Origin of the sequence: Actinoplanes sp. CA-131856, assembly GCF_050956135.1 — a bacterium.
Lineage (GTDB): Bacteria > Actinomycetota > Actinomycetes > Mycobacteriales > Micromonosporaceae > Actinoplanes.
In genome coordinates, this window is sequence record NZ_CP191849.1 from 3,495,804 (window position 1) to 3,517,084 (window position 21,281).

The 21,281-nt window shown below is 72.0% G+C and carries 19 protein-coding genes; 7 read left to right on the plus strand and 12 right to left on the minus strand.

The genetic code is table 11. The annotated features are described in order from the left end of the window. Positions 1-117: 117 nt before the first annotated feature. Positions 118-957: an aldo/keto reductase gene (locus ACQP2X_RS16220; RefSeq protein ID WP_498697786.1), complete on the plus strand. Its 840-nt coding sequence runs from the start codon at positions 118-120 to the stop codon at positions 955-957. A 3-nt stretch (positions 958-960) separates the two neighbouring features. On the opposite strand, the gene ACQP2X_RS16225 is transcribed toward ACQP2X_RS16220, so the two are convergent. Next, entirely contained in the window at positions 961-1,440 is a 480-nt protein-coding gene (locus ACQP2X_RS16225) for a MarR family winged helix-turn-helix transcriptional regulator (protein WP_498697788.1), read from the minus strand. Between the two features lie 88 nt (positions 1,441-1,528). On the opposite strand from ACQP2X_RS16225, the gene ACQP2X_RS16230 reads away from it, so the two are divergent. From ACQP2X_RS16230 to ACQP2X_RS16240, 3 genes are all read left to right on the plus strand, one after another. Continuing rightward, positions 1,529-2,104, plus strand: coding sequence for an NADPH-dependent F420 reductase (locus ACQP2X_RS16230; protein WP_498697789.1), 576 nt, complete (start codon positions 1,529-1,531; stop codon positions 2,102-2,104). A 67-nt stretch (positions 2,105-2,171) separates the two neighbouring features. After that, positions 2,172-3,047: an EamA family transporter gene (locus tag ACQP2X_RS16235; RefSeq protein ID WP_498697791.1), complete on the plus strand. Its 876-nt coding sequence runs from the start codon at positions 2,172-2,174 to the stop codon at positions 3,045-3,047. Between the two features lie 2 nt (positions 3,048-3,049). Next, entirely contained in the window at positions 3,050-5,341 is a 2,292-nt protein-coding gene (locus ACQP2X_RS16240; protein WP_498697792.1) for a hypothetical protein, read from the plus strand. A 71-nt stretch (positions 5,342-5,412) separates the two neighbouring features. Here ACQP2X_RS16240 and ACQP2X_RS16245 read toward each other — a convergent pair whose 3' ends face one another. Next, positions 5,413-5,880: a Crp/Fnr family transcriptional regulator gene (locus ACQP2X_RS16245; protein ID WP_498697794.1), complete on the minus strand. Its 468-nt coding sequence runs from the start codon at positions 5,878-5,880 to the stop codon at positions 5,413-5,415. A gap of 157 nt (positions 5,881-6,037) precedes the next feature. Between ACQP2X_RS16245 and ACQP2X_RS16250 the strand changes: the two genes are divergently transcribed. Next, positions 6,038-9,304: a S8 family peptidase gene (locus ACQP2X_RS16250; protein ID WP_498697795.1), complete on the plus strand. Its 3,267-nt coding sequence runs from the start codon at positions 6,038-6,040 to the stop codon at positions 9,302-9,304. Positions 9,305-9,308: 4 nt separating this feature from the next. Here ACQP2X_RS16250 and ACQP2X_RS16255 read toward each other — a convergent pair whose 3' ends face one another. Then, positions 9,309-10,340, minus strand: a complete 1,032-nt coding sequence (locus ACQP2X_RS16255; protein ID WP_498697796.1) for a cupin domain-containing protein — start codon at positions 10,338-10,340, stop codon at positions 9,309-9,311. 135 nt (positions 10,341-10,475) lie between these two features. On the opposite strand from ACQP2X_RS16255, the gene ACQP2X_RS16260 reads away from it, so the two are divergent. Together ACQP2X_RS16260 and ACQP2X_RS16265 are read left to right on the plus strand one after the other, a co-directional pair. After that, positions 10,476-11,717 carry an Nramp family divalent metal transporter gene (locus tag ACQP2X_RS16260; protein ID WP_498697798.1) on the plus strand — a complete coding sequence of 414 codons (1,242 nt, stop codon included), beginning with the start codon at positions 10,476-10,478 and terminating at the stop codon, positions 11,715-11,717. 196 nt (positions 11,718-11,913) lie between these two features. Continuing rightward, positions 11,914-12,381 (plus strand): nuclear transport factor 2 family protein, encoded by a 468-nt coding sequence (locus ACQP2X_RS16265; RefSeq protein WP_498697799.1) that lies wholly within the window; start codon positions 11,914-11,916, stop codon positions 12,379-12,381. Here ACQP2X_RS16265 and ACQP2X_RS16270 read toward each other — a convergent pair. The 9 genes from ACQP2X_RS16270 to ACQP2X_RS16310 all read right to left on the minus strand — a co-directional run bounded on the left by ACQP2X_RS16270 (position 12,341) and on the right by ACQP2X_RS16310 (position 21,271). Then, positions 12,341-13,087 carry a hypothetical protein gene (locus ACQP2X_RS16270; RefSeq protein ID WP_498697801.1) on the minus strand — a complete coding sequence of 249 codons (747 nt, stop codon included), beginning with the start codon at positions 13,085-13,087 and terminating at the stop codon, positions 12,341-12,343. The two genes, ACQP2X_RS16265 and ACQP2X_RS16270, sit on opposite strands and share 41 nt — an antisense overlap. A 22-nt stretch (positions 13,088-13,109) precedes the next feature. Further along, complete coding sequence (locus ACQP2X_RS16275) at positions 13,110-14,270, minus strand: cytochrome P450 family protein (protein ID WP_498697802.1); 1,161 nt, start codon at positions 14,268-14,270, stop codon at positions 13,110-13,112. Between the two features lie 78 nt (positions 14,271-14,348). Next, positions 14,349-15,833, minus strand: coding sequence for an aldehyde dehydrogenase (NADP(+)) (locus ACQP2X_RS16280; protein WP_498697803.1), 1,485 nt, complete (start codon positions 15,831-15,833; stop codon positions 14,349-14,351). A gap of 7 nt (positions 15,834-15,840) precedes the next feature. Further along, a complete protein-coding gene (locus tag ACQP2X_RS16285; protein WP_498697804.1) occupies positions 15,841-16,842 on the minus strand; it encodes a proline racemase family protein in 1,002 nt (333 codons plus the stop codon). Position 16,843: 1 nt separating this feature from the next. Further along, on the minus strand, positions 16,844-17,755 hold the full coding sequence (locus ACQP2X_RS16290; protein ID WP_498697805.1) for a dihydrodipicolinate synthase family protein: 912 nt from the start codon (positions 17,753-17,755) through the stop codon (positions 16,844-16,846). Beyond that, positions 17,752-19,143, minus strand: a complete 1,392-nt coding sequence (locus ACQP2X_RS16295; protein WP_498697806.1) for an FAD/NAD(P)-dependent oxidoreductase — start codon at positions 19,141-19,143, stop codon at positions 17,752-17,754. The genes ACQP2X_RS16290 and ACQP2X_RS16295 overlap by 4 nt, the downstream gene beginning before the upstream one ends. After that, a complete protein-coding gene (locus ACQP2X_RS16300) occupies positions 19,136-19,444 on the minus strand; it encodes a (2Fe-2S)-binding protein (RefSeq protein ID WP_498697809.1) in 309 nt (102 codons plus the stop codon). The genes ACQP2X_RS16295 and ACQP2X_RS16300 overlap by 8 nt, the downstream gene beginning before the upstream one ends. Before the next feature lie 13 nt (positions 19,445-19,457). Continuing rightward, positions 19,458-20,609 carry an NAD(P)/FAD-dependent oxidoreductase gene (locus tag ACQP2X_RS16305; protein WP_498697812.1) on the minus strand — a complete coding sequence of 384 codons (1,152 nt, stop codon included), beginning with the start codon at positions 20,607-20,609 and terminating at the stop codon, positions 19,458-19,460. Continuing rightward, positions 20,606-21,271: a GntR family transcriptional regulator gene (locus ACQP2X_RS16310; protein WP_498697814.1), complete on the minus strand. Its 666-nt coding sequence runs from the start codon at positions 21,269-21,271 to the stop codon at positions 20,606-20,608. Before ACQP2X_RS16310 ends, ACQP2X_RS16305 begins: the two co-directional genes overlap by 4 nt. Positions 21,272-21,281: the final 10 nt, after the last annotated feature.

Here is a 21,281-nt window from a genome sequence, read left to right on the forward strand (position 1 = left end):
GTTGGCGGGCTCAACGTAGGTCGGCCGGGGGGCTCCCGTACGCGGAATCGGCGCATTGGCGACAGGTGTTTGCGTCGGCATAGTTTGGGGATCTCGACAAGCTTTGAGGAGCGCAGGATGAGCGGCACGATCGATCTCGGCGGCCGGACGGTCCGCCGGCTCGGATACGGGGCCATGCGGATCACCGGGCCGGGCATCTGGGGCCCGCCGGCCGATCACGACGAGGCCGTACGGGTGTTGCGCCGCTCGGTGGAGCTCGGTGTGAACTTCATCGACACCGCCGACTCGTACGGCCCCGAGGTCTCGGAGAACCTGATCCGTGAGGCCCTGCACGACGGCAAGGGCTACGGCGACGTGGTCATCGCGACCAAGGGCGGTTTCGCGCGTACGGGTCCTGGCGTGTGGGTGGCTCTGGGCCGCGCCGAATATCTGCGGCAGTGCATGCAGCTGTCCCTGCGGCGCCTCGGCGTCGAGCAGATCGACCTGTGGCAGCTGCACCGCATCGATCCCAGGACGCCGCGCGAGGAACAGTTCGAGGTGCTCCGCTGGTTCCTCGACGAGGGCCTGGCCAAGCAGGTCGGCCTGTCCGAGGTGACGGTCGAGGACGTCAAGCAGGCCCAGGACTTCGGGGTGCCGGTCGCCTCGGTGCAGAACCGCTACAACCTGGGCGACCGCCGGGCCGAGGAGCTGCTCGACTACTGCACCGGGCAGGGCATCGCCTTCATCCCGTGGGCGCCGGTCGACGCGGGAGCGCTGGCCCGGCCCGGCGGCCCGCTCGACAAGGTCGCGGCGGCCCACCCGGGCAAGACGACCGGCCAGCTGGCGCTGGCGTGGCTGCTGCGCCGGTCCCCGGTGATGGTGCCGATCCCGGGCACCTCGTCGGTGGCGCACCTGGAGGAGAACTGCGCCGCTGCGGAGATCCGGTTGACCGACGAGGAGTACGAGGCCCTGGTCTGAATCTCAGGTCCGCCGGGCGGCGAAGTGGCCGTCCGGGTCGAGGCGGGTGAGGATCGCGCCGGTGATCTCGCCGAGCTGCGCGACCTGCTCGGGGGTGAGGGCGTCGATGACGTACTCCCGGGCCGTGGCCACATGGCCCGGTGCACTCGCCTTGACCTTTTCCCAGCCGGTGTCGGTGAGCCGGGCGTTGGTGGCCCGCCGGTCCTCGGGGCAGGGGAAGCGCTCGACGAAGCCGCGCGTCTCCAGGCGCTGCACGACGTGCGAGAGCCGGGGGAGGGTGGCGTTGGTCATCTGGGCCAGCGCCGTCATCCGCAGCGTCCTGCGGTCGGCCTCGGAGAGCATGGCGAGCACGTAGTACTCGAAATGGCCGAGGTCGGCGTCGCGGCGCAGCTGACTCTCCAGCACACCGGGCAGCAGCTCGAGCACGGCGGCCAGGCGAACCCAGGCGTTCAGCTCGTCGGGGGTCAGCCATCGTGTGTCCATGACCACATCATCTCACGCAATTAGTTGTTGCTACAACCTAGGTCGCGGTGCGATGGTTGTAGCAACAACCAATGAGGGAGTGGTCCGGATGGCACACGTCAGCATCATCGGCACCGGGAACATGGGCGCGGCGATCGCGAACCTGGTCACCAAGGGCGGCAACACCGTCGAGACCTTCACCAGCTCCGACGCCGCCAAGCCGGTCACCGGCGACATCGTCGTGCTGGCCGTGCCGCACGCGTCGGTCGCCGGCATCATCGCCGAGCGCGCCGGCCAGCTCGCCGGCAAGGTCGTCGTCGACATCACCAACCCGGTCGACTTCGCCACCTTCGACGACCTGGTCGTCCCGGCCGACAGCTCGGCCGCCGCCGGCATCGCCTCGGCCCTGCCCACCGCGCGCGTCGTCAAGGCCTTCAACACCAATTTCGCCGGTACGCTCGTCGCCGGCACCAACGGGACCGAGCCGACCGCCGTCCTCATCGCCGGCGACGACGCCGACGCCAAGGCCCTGCTGGCCGGCGTGGTCACCGCGGCCGGACTGCGCGCGGTCGACGCGGGCGGCCTCAAGCGGGCCCGCGAGCTCGAGTCGCTCGGCTTCCTCCAGATCGGCCTGGCCGCCGCCGAGAAGGTCTCCTGGACGGGCGGCTTCGCCGTCGTCGCCTGACGCGGAAAACCCCGGGGTGGTACGCCTTCGTACCACCCCGGGAGCCGCCACACCTACCGTCGGCGCCATGAGGACAACGCCGGCGATGCTGGTCGTGGTGTCGGTCGCGTCGGCGCAGTCGGGGTCGGCCATCGCCCGCACGCTCTTCGGAGAGCTGGGCCCGGCCGGAGTGCTGACCTGGCGGATGGGGCTGGCGGCGCTCGTCTTCGCCGTCGTCGTGCGGCCGCGGGTGTGGCGGTGGACGGGCCCGGCGTGGCGGGCCGCGGTCCTGCTCGGCGTGTTCGCGGCCGGGCTGACCCTGCTGTCCTATCTGGCGCTGCGGGTCGCGCCGCAGGGAATCGTGGTGACGGCGTCGTTCGCCGGGCCGCTCGTGCTGGCGCTGGTGCAGACGCGGCGGGCGGCCGATCTGCTGTGGGCGATGGTGGCCGCCGGCGGAGTGGCGCTGCTCGGGCTGCGGGCCGGCACCGACGTGCCGTTGACGGGGCTGGTGCTCGCGCTCGCGGCGGGGGCGTGCGGGGCCGGATACATCGTCTTCAGCGCGCGCCTCGGCCGGGCGGTTCCCGGTGTGGGCGGGCTGGCGGTGTCGTTCGCGGTGGCGGCGCTGCTCGTGCTGCCGTTCGGCTTCGCCGGGGCGGTACGCGCGTTCGGTGAGCCCCGCCTGCTCGGCGGGGCTGTCGTCGTTGCGCTTCTGGCCGGCGTCATCCCGTACACCCTCGAACTGATCGCTCTGCGACGGCTGCCGACCCGGATCTTCGGGGTGTTGATGAGCCTGCAACCGGCGGCCGCGGCGGTCGCCGGGCTGCTGATCCTGCGGCAGCGGCTCGGCCCGGCCCCGATCGTGGCGCTGATGCTGGTCAGCCTGGCCGCGATCGCGCTTGTGCGTGACGGTTACGATGCGCCGTCGGCGCACAGCCGGCGCACAGACTCGACCCCCCAGGTGTAGCCATGACCACGCTGTTGGAGGACCCGCCCGTGGCGTCCCCGGCCCCGGCGGAACAACCCCGCGCGACCCCGTGGTGGCGGGTTCTGCCCTGGGTTCCCCCGGCCGTCGCGGCCGTCGCCACCCTCCTCTGGCTCGGCACCCCGGCCGCGTCGATCGCGATCTACGCCGCCTACTTCGCGGTCGCCGTCGTGCTGCCGGGCACGCTCGTGCTGCGCGCGCTGCACGGCAGCCGCGGCAACTGGCCCGAGGACCTCGGCCTGGGCGCGGCGGCCGGGCTCGTCGTGCAGCTGATCGGCTGGGCGCTGGCCGCCGCGACCGGCGCCCGGGTGCTGCTGCCGATCTGGCTGGCCCTGGTCGTGCTGCTCTTCGTGGCCGTGCCCGGGCTGCGGCGGCACTGGCGGATCAGCGAGCCCCGCCCGCTGCCCCTGGCCTGGTCGTGGGGCATGTCGGTGGTGCTGCTCCTGGTCGTCCTGGCCGGGGTGACGAACCTCCGGACGGTCGCCCTGCCGCCGACGACGTTCGAGATCTACCAGGACATCTACTACCACCTCGCGCTGGTGCACGAGATGGCCCGGACGATCCCGTTCCACGTGCCCCAGGTGGACGGCGAGACGCTGCGCTACCACTACCTGTCCGACGCCGACATGGCGTCGGCGTCGGCCCTCACCGGCATCTCGCCGGCCACCGTCTATCTGCGACTGTGGTTCCTGCCGATCGTGGGCACGGCCGCCTTCGTCTTCGCGGCGCTGGCCCGCTCGGTGAGCGGCCGCTGGTGGACCGGGCCGGTGGCGGCGGCCGCCGTCGTGGCCGGCCGGGCCATGCTGGCCAACGGCGCGGTGATGCCGTTCGGCAGCGGCCTGCCGGTCATGCTGATCAGCCCCTCACAGACGTACGTCATGCCGCTCATCGCCCTTTTCACGCTGATCGCGGTCGAGGCGCTGCGCGGGCGGCCGCTGCGCTGGATGTGGGCGGCGCTGCCGGTGCTCGCCGTGGCCTGCGCGGGATCGAAGTCGAGCGGGCTGCCGCCGCTGGTGGCCGGCCTCGTGCTGGCCGGCCTGGCGTTGCTGGTCAAGCAGCGGCGCGTGCCGTGGACGGCGGCCGGGCTGCTGGCCGTGGCCGGGCTCGGCATGCTGGCCGGACTGAAGCTGTTCGCCGGTGGGGGAGCGGGCACCCTGCAACTGCAGTTCCTGAGCACGCTGCGCCGGATGCCCCCGTACGAGGGGACGATCGGTTCCGGCGACGGCATCGAGCTCGGCGGCCTGGTGCCGGACGGGGTGGCCCACGCCGGGACGGCCGGCCGCCTCTTCGTCGCCTTCGTCGTGCTGTGGTGGGTGCTGTCGCAGGCGCCGCGCCTGCTCGGCCTGGTCCTGCCGTCACGCGACTTCGACGTCGCCTGGTGGCTGCTGGGCGGGATCGTGCTGGCCGGCGTCGGCGCGGTCTGGGTGTTCTGGCACCCGTCGTCCAGCCAGATCTACTTCTTCGCCGGCACCGCCCCGTTCGGCGCGCTGCTGACCGTCTGCGCCCTGGCCGGCCGGGCCGACCGCTTCCGGGCGGCGGCGGTGGGTGCGGCGCTGGCCGCCGCGGCCTGGGTCGTGGTGGTGCCGCAGATCCACGGGCCGGTCCGGAACAACTTCGTGGGCTGGGGCAAGGCCCTGGCCGAGCCGTTCCTGTACACGGCCGCGGCCGTCATCGTGGCGGTCGCGATCGCGGTGGCGATCTGGCGTAAACGGGCCCTGGTGGCCCTGCCGACGGCGTTGGTGGCCGCGGTCGTCGCGGCCGGACTGGCCGGCGGGGTGAGCTATCAGCTGGCGAGCCTGAACGATCCCCGGCCGAAGCCGCGACCGGCCGTGGCCGTGACGGCGGCCGAGATGCGGGCGGCACTCTGGCTCGGCGAGCACTCGGGCGAGGACGACCTGGTCGCCACGAACGTGCACTGCGTCCCCCTGAACGCCGAGAAGTGCAACGCCCGCGCGTTCTGGGTGGCCGGCCTCAGCGGGCGGCGCACGCTGATCGAGAGCTGGGGCTATTCGGACTCGGCGGTGGCCGCCCACGGGAAGAACGGGCTCGCGTACTACTTCCAGCCCGCGCCCGACCCGGCGGTCTACGAGCTGAACCAGCGCGTGTTCGCCGAGGGCGACGCGGCCGGCGTCCGGCGGTTGCGCGACGAGCACGGGGTGAAGTGGCTCTTCGCGGACAGCCGGGCCGGGACGGTGTCGCCCGCGCTGGCCCGGGTGGCGGACATCCGGTTCCAGGACGGGCCGGCCACCGTCTACGAGATCAGGGCCGGCGCCTGACCGACGACCTCGATGTCCCGGGTCGTCACCGGCCGCCCGCGCGTGATCACGACGACATGATCGAGGCCGTACTACGGGGCTACGACGTAGAGCTCGACCAGGCGGTGCCGCGCGGCGGCCAAGCGGTCGCCGGTGACGGCCAGGAAGCGGCGGCCCAGGTCGAGGGCGAGGCCGGGGTCCTCGGCCATGAGCTTGTGGACCCGTACGGCGTCGAGTTCGACGGCCCGGACGTCCTCGGCCACGACGGCGCCGAAACGCCAGCGGCAGGGTGGGAGCAGCCACGACCAGCCGACCACGGAACCGGGGCCGAGGCGCTCGATGGTGACCTCGCCGCGGCCGGGCACGAGCAGGTCGATGGCGACCGTGCCGGAGTGGACGAGCCAGAAGCGGTCGGCCGGTCCGTCCTCACGGCACAACCGGTGGCCCGCGGCGCGGTAGACCGGGCGGCCCGCCCACGACAGCCGGTGCGTCCAGTGCGCCGGCATGTCGGCCGTGAAGTCGTGCATGGCGAGCAGATCGAAGACGGACAGTGTGGTCATGGCTTCAGGCTCGTCCGGCGGCGGTCCTCTCAGTAGGGCCGAAAGGACCGTTAACCTGAATAACAGTTCGATCAAGTTCGGCGTCCGTCGATGAAGACATCGAGATCCATGGGTGCAAGATCACCGCCACATGGATCGTCTTTCATCGAGGAGACTCATGCTCCGAAGGACCCGCCAGGCTCTGGCCGTCGCGCTGATCGCCGCCGGTCTGGGCGCCGCACCGGCCACCGCCGGGCTTGCCTCACCCGCTCCCACCGCCGCCGGCACTCTCACCGTCACCCTGATCACCGGCGACGTCGTCACCGTGAACCCGGACATCCCGGGCTGCGGCGGCGTCCGGGTCCAGCCCGCCGGGCCCGGCGGCGCCATCCTGCGCCGCTGCGACCCGGACGGGCACGTCCACGTCATCCCGGCCAACGTCGCCGGGCAGATCGGGTCCCTCTACGACGAGGACCTGTTCGATGTCACCACGCTGATCGCCAACGGGTACGACGACGCCCGCTCGGCCGACCTCCCCGTGATCATCCAGCCCGCGGGCACCGCGAAGATCGCCGGGCGAGCGCTGCCCAGCATCGGCGCCGTGGCCACCCGCCTGCCCAAGCAAGCGCCCGCAGCCCAGCAAGCGCCCGCAGCCCAGCAAGGGGCCGCCCAGCAAGGAGCCGCCGAGCGGGACACGGTTGCTCAGCGAGGCGCTGCCGCTGTGCGGGGTGCTTCCAAGATCTGGCTCGATCACCGGGTCCGGGCCACGCCGATCGCCGGCGGTCGCGGGCTCGACACCAACCTCACGCAGATCGCGGCCGACCAGGCCTGGCGGGCCGGCTACACCGGGCGGGGCGTTCGGCTGGCCGTGCTCGACACCGGCGCCGACTTCGCCCACCCCGATCTCGCCGGGCGGGTTGCCGAGAAGGCCGACTTCATCACCGAGGGCGGCGACGCCGTCGACGGCAACGGGCACGGCACGCATGTGGCGACCACCGCCGCCGGCAGTGGCGCCGCCTCCGGTGGGCAGCGGCGCGGGGTCGCCCCGGACGCCCGGCTGCTGATCGGCAAGGTGCTCGACGACGGCGGCTACGGCTCCGACTCGCAGGTCATCGCCGGCATGGAATGGGCCGCCGCCCGGGCCGACGTGGTCAGCATGAGCCTGGGTGACAGCAGCGCCGGCGAGGACGGGCCGCTGACCCGGGCCGTCGACGAACTCACCGCGCAGACCGGCGCGCTCTTCGTCATCGCGGCCGGCAACGACGGCCCCGGCCCCGGCAGCGTCGCCGCACCCGGCAACGCCGCCTCGGCCCTGACCGTGGGCGCCGTCGACAGCCGCGACCGGATCGCCGACTTCTCCAGCCGGGGCCCGCTCGCCGGGGCGCACACCGCCAAGCCCGAGGTGACCGCGCCCGGCGTCGACATCGTGGCCGGCCGGGCCGAGGGCACCACGCTGGGCGCCCCGATCGACGCCCACTACATCTCCCTCTCCGGCACCTCCATGGCCACCCCGCACGTGGCCGGCGAGGTCGCCCTCGTCAAGCAGCGCCACCCCGGCTGGTCGGCCGCCCAGCTCAAGGCCGCGGTCGTCGGCTCGGCCGACGCGCTGCCGGGCGTCGACACGTACACCGGCGGCTCGGGCCGGGTGAACGCCGCCAAGGCGCTCGGCACGATCGTCAGCAAGCAGGGGATCGTCGCGCTCGGCACCGACGGCGTCGAGGCGAAACTGTCCTGGGAAGGCCGCGTCGAGAAGCTGGACGTCACCACCTACGACCGGTCCGGCGCCACGGTGGCCGGCCGCCCGGTGACGCTGTCCGGGTCGACGGTCCACCTCGACCGGAAGGCTTTCAGGAACCGGACCGGATTCTTCTCGGCCGTCGTCACCGCGCGCGACACGCGTGGCCGGGTCGTAGCCCGTACACCAGTGACCTTCGAGATCCCCGCCCCGAAGCACACGCTCACCGTGCGCACCAAGGCCATGCCCGACGCCTATCCGGACGGGTTCACGCTCGCCGCGGTCGTGCTGACCAACGAGGACGATCCCGCGGTGAAGGCGACCGGCGCGTCCGGCGATCCCGGTGACACCTTCACGTTCCCGGACATGCCGGCGGGCCACTACGCGATGGAGAGCATCTTCATCGGTAACGATGCCGCGTTCGACAACCAGCGCGTGGCGTACCTCTCGAACGAAGTGACGTTGACCCGGGACCTGGAGCAGATCGCCGATCCGGCACGGGCCAAGCCCGTCGGCGCCACTGTCGACGGTGTGCCGACCCGGATGGACGAGGCCGCCATCTCGGTCTTCCGGACCTCGGCCCAGGGAACGGCGTGGGGACGGCAGCTGTCGGTCTACGGGACCGAGCCGGTGCGCCTGTCGGTCGGCCCGATCGGCCGTCCCTCGGTGGGCGGGCAGCGGATCTACACCTCGTACAGTCTCATCGACCCGGACCGCAAGTCGCACTACGACCTGATCCGCGCCCACCCGGGCGGTCTTCCGAACGGTGAGGCCTATCGGGCCGAGCGCGCGAAGCTGGCCCGCATCGACCAGCGGGCCGACGTCATGACCTTCCCGTACGAGGTGGTGCCCACCATGCGCCGCTACGGCTACACGCCCGACGGCGAATATCTGTCGCACAGCTTCGGCGAGCTGCGGCCGGAGGGCCGCACCGATTACGTCTCGCCCGGCTTCCTCTGGCAGGACGAGGGCCGGTTCAGCCAGCTGGGTCAGGAGGGCTTGCGGTCGTACGCAGCCGGCAGTCGCACCGAGAAGCAGTGGGGCCGCCAGCCGGTCCACGCGGACTGGTACGACGACCCGGCCGGCGCCCTGTGGGGCTGCTCCACCCCGCCCACCAGGACGTCCGGGAACCTGCACTTCGACCTGACCACGCAGACCGAGCGGCACGACCGTGCCGACTGCCTGGCCGCCGGGTCCATCCTGTTCACCCGCTCCATGTCGCTGTATCGCGACGGCAAGCTGGTCGGCACACAGCCGGCCTCCCGCGCCGACTTCAGCGTTCCCCGCGAGAAGGGCGACTATCGGCTGACCTTCGACGTCGACATGAGCCGCATCCAGTCCATCTCGACCAGGACGAGCACGGCCTGGACGTTCCGGTCGGCCGGGCCGTCCGGCGTGGGCAGTGTCGCCCTGCCGCTGCTGGCGGTCGACTACGACCTGGCGCTCGACCACCTCAACCACGCCACCGGCGCGCCGGCCACCTTCACCGTGCGGCAGTCGCGCACGCTGAAACCCCAGCGCGTCACGTCCTTCACCGTCCGCGTGTCCCTCGACGACGGCGCCACCTGGCGTACGGTCCCGGTCCGTGGCTTCCGGGCCATCCTGCCCGAGCCCCCGGCCGGCGGTTTCCTCTCGCTGAGGGTCACCGCCACCGGGGACGGCGGCAGTTCGATCGATCAGACCATCATGCGGGCGTACGAAGGCGCCTGATCCCTCATCCCCGGTCGACCTGGTTGACGCGGCCCACGATCAGCGGGTCGGCCGGGGTGAAGGGCAGCGCGGGCAGATCCTCGGGCGCGACGTCGAAGGCGGCCGCGACCGTCTCCGGGCGCAGGGCGCTCAGCGCGGCCCGATATCCGATGTCGCGGGGCATCGGCTGGTCGAAGAAGATCAGGAAGTGGATGTCGCCCTCGCCGATGTCCTCGATGTGGTGCGGGTACGAGCGCGGGATGAAGTAGACGTCGCCCTCGTGCAGCTCGAAGGTGTCCCAGGTGCCGTCCGGGCTCAGGATGGTCATCCGGCCCGTGCCCTGGGCGATGTAGCCCATCTCGGCCGTCTCCGGGTGCCAGTGCGGCTCCCGCATCCCGCTGTCGGCGATCTTCAGCGAGTACATGGCGACGTTGTCGAGCACCGGCCAGAACTGCTTGCGGGCGGTCTTGGCCCAGCCCTCGGCCGAGGCGACCGGGGCCGACATGGCCTCGACGTCGAACTTGAACGGGTCGGGCCGCTGGTCGTCCCGGGCCGGCTCGGGGCGGCGGCCCGGCTGCTGGATGGCACCGTCGCGAACTTCGTGGTTGCGCTTGCTGACCGCGGCCGAGGGCAGGTCGAAGGTGTTGCCGATGACGGCGTCGGTCATCACGGCCAGCGAGCCGGACAGGCCGAACTCCTCGGGCCGTTCGTGGGTGAGGGTGGCGATGAACTCGGCCGTCTCGTCGCCGATCACCTCGATGGTATGCAGAGCGCCGGACGGGACGTAGAACATCTGCCCCTCGCGGATGGTGAACCGGTGGTACTGGCTGCCGTTGTTGAAGACCGTGACGAGGGCGGCGCCGCGCAGGCAGTAGTTGAGCTCGTTGGCGTTGGTGTGCCAGTGCGGTTCGCGGATCTGGCCCGGTTGCAGCACGAGCCGCCGGATCGAGAGCCGGGACAGCAGCGGGAACTCGTCCGCGCTGAGGCTCTGCACCGAGCCGCCCTTGAACTCGGTGGTCGGCTTCTGCTCACGCAACGACATGACGTGGGTCGACATGGCTTTCCTCCAATGTCCGTAGCTGGCGGCAGCGGTACCCGGGCCGTCGAGGCGACGATGCGGAATCGAGTCGTGCGTCTCAGGTGACGAGCGGCACCGACTAACCCCTGGTCCGGGCGGGGACATCGGCGGGCTATGAGCGTGGGATCCCTCGTCGAAGTCCGGGCCCGTGGCCGGATCCGGGGCCGTTTGGCGTTGATGGGGCCGGCCCTGGTGGCGGCCATCGCGTACGTGGATCCCGGCAACGTCGCGGCGAACACGCAGGCCGGCGCCGAGACCGGGTACGCCCTGATCTGGGTGGTCGTGCTGGCCAGCGTGATCGCGATGCTGGTGCAGTACCTCTCGGCCAAGCTGGGCCTGGCCACCGGGAAGAGCCTGCCGGAGGTGTGCGGCACGGTCCTGTCCCGCCGGATGAACATCGTGATGTGGGTGCAGTCGGAGATCGTGGCGGTCTTCACGGACATCGCCGAGTTCGTCGGGGCGGCCCTGGGCCTGCACCTGCTGTTCGCGGTGCCGCTGCCGCTGGCCGGGCTGGTGATCGGCGTCGCCTCGATGCTGCTGCTCCATCTGCGCGAGCGGGGCGTCCGCCGCTTCGAGGCCGGGGTGGCGATCCTGCTGCTGTTGACGGCGGCGGGCTTCGCGTACGACACGATAAAGCTGAACCGGATCGCCTGGCCCGAACTGGGTTCGGGTCTGACCCCGACCCTGTCCGGCGACACGGCGCTGCTGCTGGCGGCGGGCCTGGTCGGGGCGACGGTGATGCCGCACGCGGTGTACCTGCATTCGGCGCTGACCGAGCACAGGGTGACGGCGACGAGCAGCGCGGGCCGCCGCTACCTGCTGAAGTTCCTGCGCATCGACTGCTTGGCGGGCTTGGGCCTGGCGGCCGTGGTGAACATCGCGATGCTGGTGCTGGCGGCCGAGCTCTACAGCGCGCATCCCGGCGCCGACAGCTCGATCCAGACGGCGCACGACCTGATCGGCGTCACGCTGGGCGCGGGAGCGGCCGTGATCTTCGCCGGCTCCTTGCTGAGCTCGGGCGTGGCTTCGGCCAGCGTCGGCACTTACGCGGGCCAGGTGGTCATGGCCGGTTTCATCAACAGAGCGATTCCCCTGTACGCCCGGAGGCTGCTCACCATGGTCCCGTCCCTAGCGGTCCTGACCTTGGGCTTGCCGTTGACCGGCGCTTTGGTGGCCAGCCAGGCGGTGCTGTCGTTCGGGGTGCCGTTCGCACTGATCGCCCTGGTGCTGGTCACTCGTCGCCGTGATCTGATGGGCGCCTTGGTCAACCGCCGCCTCACCACAGTCGTGGCGTGGCTGGCCGGCGCTCTGGTGATCCTCCTCAACATCGCCTTACTGGCAACGCCGTTCCTCTGACCCCGCCGGGCCTCCGCGCCCGTCGTCGACTACCCGGCGGCTTCCGCGCCAGTCGTCGGCCGCCCGGCGGCCCCGCCCTTTGTCGGTTTGCCGGCCGCGTCCCGCCTTACCGTCCCCGATCCGCCGGCATTCCCCACAACCGGCCTTTGTCGCCTACCCGGCGGCGCCTGGTCGCCGCGGCCGTCACGATGGCCCGATGACGGACCTTGCTCCCTTGCTCGACCGGGTGGCCGAGGCGGCCCGCTGCCTGATCCGGGGCGACGCGCGCGGCTACTTCGACCTTCTCCCGCACGCCGGCGACTACACCTTGATGTCCCCGTACGGAGGCGACGTCGACCACGGCGCCATCGTGACGGACGAGGCCGTGGCGGGCGTTGCGGAGTGGTTCCAGGGCGGCGAGGCGGAAACCGAGATCGTGGCCGCCCACCATTCAGGCGACCTGGCAGTGCTGGTCCTGATCGAACGTCAGCACGGCCGTGTAGGCGGCCTGACCCAGGACTGGTCCCTGCGCGTGACGTTGGTCTTCCGCCGCTCCGGGAACCGCTGGCTGCTCCTGCACCGCCACGCCGACGCACTGACCCACCGCATAGACCACGACTATCTGGCGGCCCTGGCCCGGGGCGTCAGACCGGATTCCGCTCCAGATAGCGAAGCCCACGCTTGAGATAGACCCGAGGATTCGTGTCGAGACATCGGCCCCACACAGGATCCGGTTCCCCGCGAAGCCAGGCATAGCGCGCCAGCGCATACCCGTACATGGGCTCCGTCAGATATCCCAGCCGCGACGTCCGGTACCCCGCCTCGTGCCGGTTGAACTCGAACGCCGCATTGGCCGCAAATATCCCCATCCCGAAGAAGACCGTGAGCAGATCGGTGAGCGGCTCATGGTCTTCACGCTCCGGATCGATCCGAAGCCCACCTCCGTTCCCGGCTCGATCGTCGTTGAGCAGAATCGCGTGGCCCAGTTCGTGGGCGATCGTGGCGACCAGCGCCATGGGCTCGGCCGCCTTGTCGTCGCGGATGCCGATGACCGAGCGCCCGTCGCGGATGCGGTGGTGCCCGGCCGCCACGTGCCATCGCCGGTTCAGCGGCACGTACGCGGCCAGCCCGTCGTCCTCGTCGTCGGCGTCGTGTTCCAGGTCGATGCGCGCCGGGTCGACCCCCATGTGCCGGCAGACCCGGCTGAACACCGCCCGGACGTCGTCCCGGCTTCCCCGGTAGACCCCCGGGAAGAACTCGTCGGTGGGCAGCACGATCGTCCCCATCAGCCGCTGTCGTCCGAACTCGCCGATCATCCAGTCCAGCGACGTCTCGATCCAGTCCCGCTCCACCTCCCGCACCGGGCATTCCGCCCGTCCCCACCACCGCATGCCCCGATTGTGGAACCGCGGTTCAAGACAACAGCACCGGCAGCCCTCGCAGCCCGCGCAGAAGCAGCCCCGGCCGCCACTCCGGACGGGCCGGCGGCGCCAGGCGGAGGCCCGGGAACCGCTCGATCAGCCGCGCGAAGGCGATCTGCCCCTCCAACCGGGCCAGTGGCGCCCCCAGGCAGTAGTGGATGCCGTGCCCGAAGGCCAGATGCGGATTGTTGTCCCGATCGAGCACCATCTCGTCCGGCGCCGGGAAGCGCTCGTCACGGTTGGCCGCCAACAGCCCGATCACCACCTGGTCCCCGGCCGCGATCCGCTGGTCACCGATGGTCAGGTCGGTCGCCGCGATCCGGAAGGTAGCCGTCTCCACCGGCGCCTCGAACCGCAACATCTCCTCGATCGCCGCCGGCAGCAGCCCCGGATCGGCCACCACCCGCTCCCACCGCTCGCGCTCGTTCAGCAGCAGCCAGGCCCCGTTCCCGATCAGGTTGACGGTGGTCTCGTGACCCGCGATGAGCAGCAGGAACACCATGGAGGTCAGCTCGTCCTCGCTGAGCCGGTCCCCTTCCTCGCGCACCTCCAGCAACGCCGCCAGAAGATCGTCGCCGCCCTGGTGGCGCCGCCGGGCAAGCAACTCCTGGATGTACGCGATCAACGCCAGGACAGCACCGGAGTGGTCGACGCCCGGCTGCGGCCCGCCCACGATGATGGTGGTCCACTCCCGGAAGGCGTCACGATCGCCGGCCGGCACCCCGAGCAGCTCGCAGATGACCTGGATGGGCAGCGGAAAGGCAAAGGCGTCGATCAGATCGACCGCGTCTCGGCCCGCCAAGTCGTCCAGCAGGCCGGCGGTGATCTCCTCGATGCGCGGCCGCAGTGCTTCGACGCGGCGGGCGGTGAAGGCCGCCGACACGAGCCGGCGCAGGCGCGTGTGGTCGGGCGGGTCGGCCGCGAGCATGTGCCGGCTGACAGCGGGAAGGCCGATCGCCGGGTACTGCTTGGAGAGCCGCGGATCGCTCAGAGCGTGCTTGGCGTCCTCGTACCGGGTGACCAGCCAGGCGTCGGCCCCGCCGGGAAGTCGAACCCGATGCACCGGATCCTCGCTGCGCAACCGGGCGTAGAACGGATGAGGGTCGGCGTGGAACGCCGGGTCGGTGAGATCGAGCTGAGCGTCCTGCGTCATGGGCTCTCCTCCGTGCCATCCATGGCTATGAATGAGATTACCGGCCCGATCGCGGCGTGCGACCGGGCCGGCCCATCGTCAGATCTCGCCCCAGTGGGCCGACTCGCCGGCGGGGGAGCGATGCTGCGGGACGTCCCACGGGTTGTCGTCGCGCAGCGGCTCGGGAAGCAGCTCGGCCGGGCAGTCCTGATAGGTGACCGGCCGCAGGAACCGGTCGATCGCGGCCGTGCCGACCGACGTGGTGGTCGGGTTGGTGGTGGCCGGCCACGGCCCACCGTGCTGCTGGGCGGGTGTCACGGCCACGCCGGTGGGCCACCCGTTGAAGAGCAGCCGTCCCGACCGGTCACCGAGCAGCGCGACGAGATCGCGCAGCCACGGCGAGTCCTCACCCGCGCCGGTGTGCACACCGGCCGCCAGCGACCCCTCGACCAGCCCGGCCAGCTCGGCGGTGAGCGCCCCGGCCGGGTCGTAGCGGACGACCACCGACAGCGGCCCGAAGGCCTCGTCCAGCAACGTGTCGCGATGCTCGATCAGCGTCGCCAGATCGGTCTCCACCAACGTCGGCGAAGCGTCGAGGTCGGCCACCTCGCCCGCCACGACCACCGTGACCCCCGGCGTGCCCAGCACTTCGTCGCGCCGCCGCGCATAGCCCTCGGCGATGCCGGAATGCAGCAGCCGATGCGGCCCCGCCGCTTCGAAGGCCCCGGCCGCAAGCCCAGCAAAGCCGCCGTCCCCAGCCGCGGTGTCCGAGCCGGCCGCGGGAGCGGGGGCCGGGACGAAGAGGAGGCCCGGCTTGGTGCAGAGCTGGCCGGCGGAGGCGGTGACACTGGTGGCGAAGCCGGCGGCGATCTGGTCGGCCCGCTCGGCGAGGGCGGCCGGTGTCACCACGACCGGGTTGATGCTGCCCAGCTCGCCGTAGAACGGGATCGGGTGTTCCCGCTCCGCCGCGATGCGGGCGAGCGCTCGGCCCCCGGCCACCGAGCCGGTGAAGGATGCCGCCGTGATCCGCGGGTCGCGCAGCGCGGCGATGCCCTCCTCCTGTCCGTGGATCACGGTCAGGGCGTCGGCCGGCAGACCGGCGGACGCGATCGCGGCGCGGGCGATCTCGGCGGTGCGGTCGGAGAGTTTCGGGTGGCCCGGGTGAGCCTTGACCACGACGGGACAGCCCGCCGCCAGGGCCGAGGCCGTGTCGCCGCCCAGCACCGAGAAGGCGAACGGGAAGTTGCTCGCCGCGAAGTTGAGCACGGGACCGAGCGGCACCCGGTAGCGCCGCAGATCGGGTCGCGGCCCCAGCACGAACTCCGGGTCGGCGTCGTCGATGCGCACGTCGAGGAACTCGCCCGCGGCCGCGACCGAGGCGAAGAGCCGGAGCTGCACGGTGGTCCGCTTGAGCTCGCCGCGCAGCCGTCCCTCGGCCAGGCCGGTCTCGGCCTGGGCCACGGGGATGAGCTCGTCGGCCGCGGCGTCGAGCGCGTCCGCGACGGCGACCAGGGCACGGGCCCGGTCGCGCGGTGGGAAGGCGCCGAAGTCGGCCGCTGCCGCGGCGCCGATTACGTCAGTCATGGGAACCTCAGAACGCGAAGCCGGTGGGATAGGGATCGGACGGGTCGAGCATGTACTGGCCTATACCCGTCACCCAAGCACGTCCGGTGATGGTCGGCAGGACGGCGGGCCGCCCGCCGACCGTCGTCTCACCGATCAGCCGGCCGGTGAACCGGCTGCCGATGAACGACTCGTTGACGAAGTCCTGGCCGAGCGCCAGCTCGCCGCGCGCCCAGAGCTCGGCCATCCGGGCCGAAGTGCCGGTGCCGCAGGGCGAGCGGTCGAACCATCCCGGATGGATGGCCATCGCGTGCCGGGACAGCTGGGCGTTGGAGCCCGGCGCGACGAACTCGACGTGGTGGCAGTGGTCGACGCCGGCGATCGACGGGTGCTTGGGCGGGTCCTGCTGGTTGATCGCCTCCATGATGGCCAGCCCGGCGTCGAGGATGTCGCGCTGACGCGCCCGGTCGAACGGCAACCCGACCGCCTCGAGGTCGACCATCGCGTAGAAATTGCCGCCGAAGGCCAGGCTGTACGGGACCGTGCCGAGGCCGGGAACCTCGATGCTCGCGTCCAGCCGGTCGCAGTACGCGGGCACGTTCTCCAGCGTGACCGCGTCGGCGTGCCCGTCGCTCACGTGCACCTTGGCCACGACCAGCCCGGCCGGAGTGTCGAGCCGGATCGTCGTGACCGGCTCGGTGACCGGCACCATGCCGGTCTCGACCAGCACCGTCGCCACACCGATCGTGCCGTGCCCGCACATCGGCAGGCAGCCCGACACCTCGATGTAGACCACGCCGAAGTCGGCGTCCGGCCGGGTCGGCGGTTGAAGGATGGCGCCGCTCATCGCGGCGTGCCCGCGCGGCTCGTTCATGAGCAACTGCCGGATGCCGTCGAGGTGCTCGATGAAGTGCAGGCGGCGCTCGTTCATGGTGGCGCCGGGGATGGTGCCGACGCCGCCGGTGACGACCCGCGTCGGCATGCCCTCGGTGTGCGAGTCGACCGCTGTGAACATGCGGGACGCGCGCATGTCAGACCGCCAGGCTCGCGACGGCCTCGACGGCCCGCTTGGTCTCGGCCTCGATCTGGGCGCGGTGCTCCGGCGTGAGCGCGCCGCGCGGCGGGCGGCACGGGCCGCCGTACCGGCCGACGATGTCCATGCTCAGCTTGATGGCCTGCACGAATTCGGTGCGCGAGTCCCACCGGAAGAGCGCGACGAGCTTCTCGTACAGTGCGCGGGCCTCGGCCACCTGACCGTCGAGCATGAGGTCGTAGATGCGCACCGACTCGGCCGGGAACACGTTGGGGAAACCGGCGAACCAGCCCACCGCGCCGTCCACCATGAGCTCGAACAGGACGTCGTCGGCGCCGGCCACCACGTCGATGTCGCATTTCTCGCGGATCTCGAAGAGCCGCCGCACGTCGCCGCTGAACTCCTTGACCGCCTTCACCTGCGGGATCTGGGCGATCTCGGCCACCAGCGAGGGCACCAGGTCGACCTTGGTGTCGTACGGGTTGTTGTAGATCATCATCGGGAGCCCGGCCTCGGCGATGTGCGTGTAGTGCTCGACCACCTGCGACGCGCTCGCCCGGTACATGGTCGGGGGCAGCGCGAGCACGCCGTCGGCGCCGTCCTCGGCGGCCAGCTCGGCCCAGTGTTTCGCCTGATGCCAGCCCGGGCCGTGCACGCCGGCCACGACCACGCCGCGCCCGCCGACGGCCTCGACTGCCACCTGGACGACCTTGCGCCGCTCGGCGTCGGTCAGCGACGAATATTCGCCGAGCGAGCCGTTGGGCCCGACGCCGTGGCAGCCGTTGCTGATCAGCCAGTCGCAGTGCTCGGCGAACTTGTCGTAGTCGACGGCCAGGCCGGCCGGGGCGGAGGGGTCCTCACGGTAGGGGAGGGCGGTGGCGACGATGACGCCACGCAGAGTCTCGGTCATTCGGTGTCTCCTTGCATGCGTGCCAGCTCGCCGAGGCGAACCAGGCCGGCCAGGGGGCGGGTGGCGGTCCGGCCCGGGTCGAGCAGGCCGCCGGTCGTGCTGTCGAGAAGCTCTTCGACGCTGCGCCCGCAGACCCGGCCCTGGCAGACGCCGAGCCCCGCACGGGTGCTCAGCTTCAGGGACCGCAGCCCGCGCGACCCGGTGGCCGCGGCGATGTGGCGCAGCTCGCCGGCGGTCACCTCCTCGCAGCGGCAGATCAGGGTGTCGTCGGCGAGCCACCCGGTCCAGCCCGGGCGGATGCCGTGCCCGTCGCCGAGACGGGCGGCGAAGCGCTGGTTGACCAGGACCTCGCGGCGCTGGGCGGCGGTGGGAGTCGCACCGGCGGCCACCGTGCCCGCGAGGGCGCCCTCGGCCAGGGCCAGGTCGGCGCCGCCGATGCCGGTGACCTCGCCCGCCGCGAAGACGCCGGGCACGCTCGTGCGGCAGTCACCGTCCACGACGACGGCGCCGTCGGGCCCGGTCGCGCATCCGGCGGCGACGGCCAGCTCCGTACGCGGCAGGAAGCCGTGACTGACGCAGACCGCGTCCACCGTGACTCGCCGGGACGTGCCGGGGACCGGAGCCCACTGCGCGTCGAGGCGAGCGACGGTCACCTCCTCGACCCGGTCGCGCCCATGTGCGGCGATCACCCCGGTCGCCACGCGGTAGGGGATGCGGTGACGAGCGAGATCGCGGACGTAACCCGCGAGCTCGCCGGCCTTTTGTGAGGCCGCCAGCAGCTCGGTGGGGCGGGCGGTCCAGGCGCGGCCGAGCCGGCCCCAGCCGCCGGCCTCGAGCACGCCGGCCACCCGGGCGCCGGTGCGGATCAGGCTGGACGCCACCGGCAGGAGGAACGGCCCCGCCCCGGCGACCAGCACCCGTCGGCCCACCGCTACCCGCTCGGCCTTGGCCAGAGCCTGAGCGGCTCCGGCGGTGAAGACGCCGGGAAGGTCCCAGCCGGGGAAGGGCAGGGTCCGCTCGTAGGCCCCGGTTGCGAACACCAGCGCGCCGGGCTCGAAGGTGAGCGGCCGGCGATCGCCGCCGTCGGCGGGACCGGCCAGCACGTGCACGGTGGGCGGCCGGTCGTCGTGGCGCTCGGCGAGCCAGACCTGCGCCCCGGTCACCACCTCGACCCCGGTCAGTTCCCTTCGGAGGGTGGCGAACCGGCCCCAGCCATGGTGCAGCACCTGCTCGCGGGCGGCCGGGCGCTGCGGGGGGAGATGACGCCAGTATTGGCCGCCGACATCCTCGGCCGCGTCGAGCACGACGACCCGGGCGCCGGACCGGCGGGCGGCCGCGGCGGCGGCCAGGCCGGCCGGCCCGGCCCCGATGATGAGGACCTCAGTCATGGGTGGTCACCTCGTCTCCGTCGGCGGCGCGGCGCTGGCAGGCGCGCACGTCGCGCAGGCCGTTCACGGTGACCAGGCAGTCGAAGCAGACCCCGATCCCGCAGAAGACGCCCCGCGGCCGCGCCTGCCGGGCGGTGGTGCGCCAGCTCAGCCGGCCCGCGCCCATCAGCACGCCCGCGATCGTCTGCCCGGCCAGGCCCGCGACCGGGACATCGTCGACGACGATCACGATCTCGGCCGCGTCGCCCGGCTGAACGGGGTCGTCGGCGGGGCCTATGCGGGCCGGTCCGGGTGCTGTCATGCTCAGTAGTATGTCACACACTACTGACGAGATGCGAGGCCAAAGTTGGCCTTTCCACGGCGAACGGCGCGGCCGGTACCCTCGTCGCGCGCCCCAGCAGCAGGTCGGCCAGCAGTTCGGCGGTCGCCGCCGACAGCACGATGCCCGCGCCCTCGTGCCCGGTCGCGTGCCACAGGCCGGGCAGCCGCGGATCGGCCCCGATCACCGGCAGATGGTCGGGAACATAAGGACGGAAACCGCCGTACGCCCTCATCACCGCCACGTCGGCCAGGAAGGGGAAGAGCACCATCGCCTTCGCGGCCAGCGCCGACAGGACCCGCGCCTCGATCCGGCCGTCGAAGCCGCGCCGCTCGCGCGACGAGCCGATCAGGACCGTGCCCGACGCCGTCGACTCGACCACGCTGGACGTCTGCAGGGCGGCGTCGCTCGACCCGACGGCGCCCACGTAGTCGGCGTCATAGACCTTGTGCCGGATGCGCTGCGGCATGCGGGTGGTGACCAGAATCGTGCCACGGCGCGGCCGCACCGGCAGCGCGACGCCCAATCGCGCGGCGACCTCGCCGGACCATGGCCCGGCGGCCACCACGACATGGTCGGCATGCAGGTCACCGCCGGTGGTGCGGACGCCGGCGAGCCGATCGCCCGAGAGGAGAGAGGACAGAACTTCGACCCCTTGGCGTACGACGGCGCCCCGCCGCCGGGCCTCGGCGAGCAGTGCCTCGGTGGCGATCGCGGGCTGCACCTGCGCGTCCTGCGGGTAATGAATGGCCGCGGTGTAGTCGCGGGTCAGCTCGGGCTCCAGCTCGTGCGGATCGACCTCTTCGGCGATCACCCCGGCGCCACGCTGGCTCGCCGCGAACGACCGCAACCCCGCGGCCCCGGCCTCGGTGGTGGCGACGACCAGGCCGCCCTTGGCCTCGTACTCAATGCTCGGAAAGCCTTTGACCTCGTCTTTCATCGCTTCCCAGAGCGTCAGAGAACGCTGGGCCAGCACGAGCTCGTCGCCCGGCCCCTTGTCGGAGACCAGCAGGTTTCCCTCGCCCGCGGCGGACGTGCCGCCCGCCGAGGCCGCGCGATCCAAAACGGTCACGGAGACCCCGGCCCCGGCCAGCTCGCGCGCCACCGCCGCGCCCACGATGCCGGCGCCGACGACGATCACCCTCATCGTGAGCCCTCGGGGCGACCGCTCCACCAGCCGGTGACGTGACCGATGTGCACCCGCATCAATCCCTCGGCGGCGGCACCCTCGCCGGCCACGAGCAGGTCGAGCAGGGTGTGATGTTCGGCCGACGAGCGGGCCAGCTCGGACGTGCCGAGCATGGTGGCCAGGCCCACCAGTCGCGTCTGCTGCCGGAGATCGCCGACCAGCGTGACCAGCCGATCGTTTCCGGTCAGGCTGAGCAGGTGAAGATGGAAGGCGGTGTCGGCGGCCAGATAGGTCTGCAGGGCGGAGGCGTCCGCGCTGGTCACGATGTCTTCGGCCTGGGCGCGCAGCTCGGTCAGCACCTGACCCTCGATCTTGCCCGCGAGCAGCCGCATCGCCGGCGCCTCGAGCCACTGGCGGATCTGCACGATCTGCTCGAGCTCCTGCTCGCTGACCTCGGTGACCCGGAAGCCCTTGTTGCGCGCGATCTCCACGAAGCCGCGTTTCTCGAGGTTCAGCAACGCCTCTCGCACGGGAGTGGCGGAAACGTCGAAGCGCGCGGCCAGCGTGGGCGCGGTCAGCATGGTGCCCGGTGGGAACTCTCCGGAGACGATGGCGGCCGAAACCGCCTCCTCAACGGACTGGCGGTAGCTGCCGGCGGTGTGCAGCGGTCCGATCGTCATGCTGTTGCCT